The 314-nt window shown below is 45.9% G+C and carries 1 protein-coding gene; it reads right to left on the bottom strand.

The annotated features are described in order from the left end of the window. On the bottom strand, nucleotides 1–314 hold a 314-nt coding region (locus MMY95_RS15755; RefSeq protein WP_241277839.1), incomplete at both ends, for a transposase.

Here is a 314-nt window from a genome sequence, read left to right as displayed (position 1 = left end):
CCTAAGGTCACTCTGTTTAGCAATAATGACTTCAGCGTTAATCATTGCCTGAACTGATTGAGCAAAGTTGTTACCAGTATAACCACCATCGGCCATTACTCGTTGAACCAGGTCAAACTGTGATTTGTTTAACGCCAGTAGCGCATTGGCGCCATCACGCTCAGAAACATTGGCGGTTGTCACATGGACTGCCATCGGCAGCCCATTGATATCTACAGCAAGATGGCGCTTAATCCCACTCACCTTTTTACCACCATCGTAGCCACTACTTTCAGCAGGATCGGTATTCTTGACACTTTGAGCATCTAGAATGA

Source organism: Lactiplantibacillus sp. ME-2, assembly GCF_022549155.1.
GTDB lineage: Bacteria > Bacillota > Bacilli > Lactobacillales > Lactobacillaceae > Lactiplantibacillus > Lactiplantibacillus plantarum.
This window is presented reverse-complemented; position numbering and strand designations above follow the sequence as displayed.